Consider the following 3,161-nt stretch of genomic DNA (forward strand, 5'->3'; position numbering starts at 1 on the left):
GTGCCGATCGAAATGCGCAGGCAGCGCGGCATGTTCTGCACCGCCAGATAACGGCAGATGATGCCGCGTCCGAGCAGATAGTCGTTGCATCCCGCCGCCGTGACCGGGCCATCGGACGGGAATTCGACCAGCAGGAAATTGCAGTCGGACGGGATGGCGCGCAGGCCGGCATTGCCGAGCGCGGCAATCTCCCCAGCCAGAAAATCGCGCAGGCGGATGGTTTCGCGGCGCACCATGTCGATGTGGGCGTCATCGGCCAGGCTGGCGAGCGCGGCGGCCTGGCCGGTGCTGGTGACGTTGAACGGCCCGCGCACCCGGTCCAGCGCGGCGATGATCGCCAGCGGTGCCACTGCCCAGCCGATGCGCTGCGCCGCCAGCCCGTGGATTTTCGAAAATGTGCGCGTCACGATCAGGTTTGGCGTCGTTTGTGCCAGCGCAAAGCCGTCCTCATAATCGCCTTCGACAAATTCGGCATAGGCGCAGTCCAGCACCAGGATCACATCGGCCGGCAGCGCCGCGTGCAGGCGGCGGATGTCGCCAGCGGGCAGCAGCGTGCCGGTGGGATTGTTGGGATTGGCCAGATAGATGATGCGGGTTGCCGGCGTGACTGCCGCCAGAACCGCATCAATATCGGCGGTGTAGTCTACATCGGCCACCACCACCGGCGTCGCCCCCACCCGCCGCGTGGCGCCGTCATAGACCGCAAAGCCGTGGCGAACGTGGATGATCTCGTCGCCCGGGCCGGCAAAGGCGCTGGCGATCATGTGCAAAATCTCGTCGCTGCCGGTGCCGCAGATGATGTGGGCGGGATCGACGCCAAATTTGGCGCCCAGCGCGCCGCGCAGCGCCGTGCTGGCCGGATCGGGATAGCGGTGGCCCTGCGCCACCACATCCTGCATCGCCGCGACCGCCAGCGGCGACGGCCCCCACGGATTTTCATTCGACGACAGCTTGGCAACGACAGGCGCGCCGCCGGTATTGGCCTTGCCGGGCACATAGGCGTGCATGGCGGCAATCCACGGCTTCATTTGCGGGGCGGTTGGGGAGGCAGCGATGGTCGTCATCATCGCGGGTTAGCGAATATTGCTGGCACAGTCACCCCCGCGCCAGTATGGCGCGCCATCCATGGATGCACGTTTTGGCCTTGATAAACATGTTACCCTGCCCGGCGATTTCGCGCTGGCCGGCGGCGCCGTGCTGCCCGAACTCACCATCGCCTATGAAACCTATGGCCGCCTGAATGCCAATGCCAGCAACGCCATATTGATCTGCCACGCGCTCACCGGCGATCAATATGTCGCCAGTACCCATCCCATGACGGGCAAGCCGGGCTGGTGGCAGCGGCTGGTCGGGGCAAACAAGCCCGTGGACCCCGAAGATTATTTCATCATCTGCGCCAATGTGCTGGGCGGCTGCATGGGCAGCAGCGGGCCGGCCAGCATCGATCCGCGGGGTGGCCGGCCCTATGCTATGGCTTTTCCGGTAATTACCATTTCCGACATGGTGGCGGCGCAGGCGCGGCTGCTCGATCATCTGGGCGTGGCAAGGCTGGCGGCAGTGATCGGCGGATCGATGGGCGGCATGCAGGCGCTCAGCTGGGCGGTGCAATATCCGGACCGGGTCGGCAAGGTGGTGGCGATTGCCAGCGCCGCCCGCCATTCGGCGCAGAATATCGCCTTCCACGAAGTCGGCCGGCAGGCGATCATGGCCGATCCGATGTGGGCCGGCGGCGATTATGCCCCCGATGCGCCGCCCGCCGCCGGGCTGGCGGTGGCGCGCATGGCGGCGCACATCACCTATCTCTCCGAGGAAGGCCTGACCGAGAAATTCGGGCGCCGCCTGCAGGACCGAGCGGCAGTGTCGTTCGGGTTTGACGCGGATTTTCAGGTGGAATCCTATCTGCGCCACCAGGGCCTCAGCTTTGTCGAGCGGTTTGATGCCAACTCCTATCTCTACATCACTCGCGCCATGGATTATTTCGATCTGGCCAATACCCACGACGGCAATCTGGCGCGGGCCTTTGCCGCCGCGCGCTGCCGCTTCTGCCTGGTCAGCTTCACCTCCGATTGGCTGTATCCCACCACCGAAAGCCGCCGCATCGTGCGCGCGCTGAATGCCGCCGGCGCGCCGGTGTCGTTCGTGGAGCTGGAAAGCCCGTTCGGCCATGATGCCTTCCTGCTGGACGCGCCGGAGATGAACCGGGTGATCAGCGGATTTTTGTCCGCATGACGCCGATCCTGTTGCGGCCCGATCTGGCGGCGGTGGCAGCGGCGGTGCCGCAGGGCGCCCGCGTGCTCGATATCGGCTGCGGCGATGGGCAATTGCTGGCCTGGCTGCGCGATACCAAGGGCGTGGAGGGCCGCGGGATCGAGCTGGACGCTGGCGATGTGGCTAGCGCCGTCGGGCGCGGGCTGGCGGTGGTGCAGGGCGATGCCGATACCGATCTGGGCGATTATCCCGACGGGGCGTTCGATGTGGTGATCTTGTCCAACGCCTTGCAGGCGATGCAGCGGCCATCGGCGGTGCTGGCGCAATTGGTGCGCATCGGGCGCAGCGCGGTGGTGAGCTTTCCCAATTTCGGCCATTGGCGGGTGCGCATGAGCCTGGCGATTTCGGGGCGCATGCCGGTCACGCGCAGCCTGCCCGTAAGCTGGCATGAAACGCCCAATATCCATTTCTGCACGATCAGCGATTTTGAAGCGCTGGCGCAGCAGATGGGCCTGACCGTGCAAGGCCGCACCGCGCTGCGCGGCGGCCAGCCGGTGACGCTGTGGCCCAATCTGCTTGGTGATACCGGGGTGTTCGTGCTCGCCAAATAAGGCATGATGGCCGGCGATGGACGATCTGACTGGCCTTGATCCCGAACTGATCCGCTTCCTGCGCGAAGAACTGGGCGTTGAAGCGCAGAACGCTGGACCATGGCAGTTCAGCGGGCCGCTGTGGCTGTGGCGCGGCAAGGACGGTGCTGGCGCCGCTGACAAAAGCAGCTCGTCCTGGCATTTCGTCACCATTGATGGCGGCGTCGCAGCAGGGTTGCGCGGTGCGGGTTCGGCAGCGTGGGGTTCGGTGCCGGTCACGGTGACGCTGGGCGCTTCGACGTGGAAAACGTCGTTGTTCCCCAGCAAGGAGGTGCAGGGCTATCTGCTGCCGATCAAGGCCGC

The 3,161-nt window shown here is 65.7% G+C and carries 4 protein-coding genes; 3 read left to right on the top strand and 1 reads right to left on the bottom strand.

Going from position 1 to position 3,161, the window contains the following annotated elements; translation table 11 throughout:
* On the bottom strand, positions 1–1,067 hold a 1,067-nt coding region (gene hisC, locus ABWP50_RS13335; protein WP_353218476.1), incomplete at its 3' end, for a histidinol-phosphate transaminase.
* 58 nt (positions 1,068–1,125) lie between these two features.
* On the opposite strand from hisC, the gene metX reads away from it, so the two are divergent.
* The 3 genes from metX to ABWP50_RS13350 all read left to right on the top strand — a co-directional run.
* Positions 1,126–2,229: a homoserine O-acetyltransferase MetX gene (gene metX, locus ABWP50_RS13340; protein ID WP_353218477.1), complete on the top strand. Its 1,104-nt coding sequence runs from the start codon at positions 1,126–1,128 to the stop codon at positions 2,227–2,229.
* Positions 2,226–2,819, top strand: coding sequence for a methionine biosynthesis protein MetW (metW, locus tag ABWP50_RS13345; protein WP_353218478.1), 594 nt, complete (start codon positions 2,226–2,228; stop codon positions 2,817–2,819). Before metX ends, metW begins: the two co-directional genes overlap by 4 nt.
* 16 nt (positions 2,820–2,835) lie before the next feature.
* The coding region (locus ABWP50_RS13350; protein WP_353218479.1) for a DUF1905 domain-containing protein at positions 2,836–3,161 on the top strand (326 nt) is incomplete at its 3' end.

Origin of the sequence: Sandarakinorhabdus sp. (assembly GCF_040398645.1) — a bacterium.
In the GTDB taxonomy this organism is placed as follows: Bacteria; Pseudomonadota; Alphaproteobacteria; order Sphingomonadales; family Sphingomonadaceae; genus Sandarakinorhabdus.